Here is a 1,417-nt window from a genome sequence, read left to right as displayed (position 1 = left end):
CAAACTTACATAAAAATCGGGAATTATAATCGCGTTCAATAAAAATGGCGGCCACATCGTCCCTCCTTATTATCTTTATAATGAACTAAAGAATAAAGTAATATGGGAAGCTTTTGTGGCCTTGATGTGCATAAAGATAGTGTTTTTATGTGCATATTAACTGAGTCTGGGGAAAAGATTGAGGAAGTTTTCGGAACCTTGACACCGGATCTGGAACGTCTCCGGGATAGATTGGTTGAGCATCATGTCGGTCATATAGCCATGGAGAGCACGAGTATTTACTGGGTGCCTATATGGCGTATATTGGATACGGATTTTGATGTAAAACTGGTCAATCCGTATTTTGTCAGGCAGCTGCCCGGAAGGAAAACCGATGTAAAGGATGCGCAATGGATAGCCACAGTCCTTCAGAAAGGGCTTATCAAGGGCAGCTTTGTGCCTGAGAACGCTATACAGGAACTACGCCAGTACAACCGTAGGATAACCTATCTTAACAGGAACCTGCAAAGGGCAGATCAGTGTATAGACCTTATTCTGCAGCGCTGCAATATCAGAATAAGCAATTATGTTTCCGATGTTGGTGGGAAATCCATGCGTAAGGTGGTAAAGGCTATTTCACAGGGACAGACTGATCCCGAGGTTCTGGTGACCTTGGTCCACACCAGAACAAAGAACAAGCATGGTATACAGACCATAAAGGACGCCCTTACCGGCGTGCTGTCCCCAACGGACATAGATGTTCTTGCCATGGCATTGGAAGAGGCCGGGTTCTATGAACAACAATTGACCGCCTGTCAGCAAAAGCTAGTGGAACTATGCGGCAATTATTACAGTGAAGAACTTGATCTCTTACAGACTGTGCCGGGTATCAAAGAACAGAGCGCAGCTAGCATAATTTCCGAGGTTGGAACGGATATGGAATATTTCCAAAAGGCATCTAACCTGGTTGGCTGGGCCGGACTGAGGCCCAGAAATGACCAGAGCGCAGGAAAAATAAAAGGGAGAAAAACCCTGCATGGCAACAAGTACCTGCGTATTATGTTGGTGCAGTGCGCATGGGGAGCCTGTAGAACAAAAAACAGCCCTTTTTACTTAAGATTCAACTTGCTGAAAAAAAGAATGAACCACAATAAGGCATTGATTGCCAATGCCCGTAAAATGTTGGTGGTCATCTGGAACATATTAGCCAAAAAGCAGGCCTACATGCCTATAGCTGCGTAGGAATGCTTTTAAAGTAACATACTAAGGCCCTTATATTTGTGGTGGTTGTAACCCCGTTTTTCAAACTGGCATGCTAAGTATGTTATGGCAAGAAATTGCGTTTGAGTCTTTAAGCTCGTAGAGGAAATTCTTTTATATCTCTCTTTAGTACAGAGAGTGGTTTGTTTTGTGTTTTTAATTTATAGAGGAAATATAC

Annotated in this window: 1 protein-coding gene; it reads left to right on the top strand. The window is 43.3% G+C overall.

The features are described from left to right. The first annotated feature begins 102 nt into the window (after window positions 1-102). Window positions 103-1,221: an IS110 family RNA-guided transposase gene (locus BMW65_RS23765; RefSeq protein ID WP_090609498.1), complete on the top strand. Its 1,119-nt coding sequence runs from the start codon at window positions 103-105 to the stop codon at window positions 1,219-1,221. The last annotated feature ends 196 nt before the right edge of the window (window positions 1,222-1,417 follow it).

It is taken from the genome of Parapedobacter koreensis (assembly GCF_900109365.1).
Lineage (GTDB): Bacteria > Bacteroidota > Bacteroidia > Sphingobacteriales > Sphingobacteriaceae > Parapedobacter > Parapedobacter koreensis.
The sequence above is the reverse complement of the archived record's forward strand: the minus strand, read 5'-3'. Positions and strand labels throughout refer to the sequence as shown.

Coding starts and splice junctions, on each gene's coding strand:
- BMW65_RS23765 (WP_090609498.1), top strand. CDS start 103: ATGGGAAGCTTTTGTGGCCTTGATGTGCATAAAGATAGTGTTTTTATG.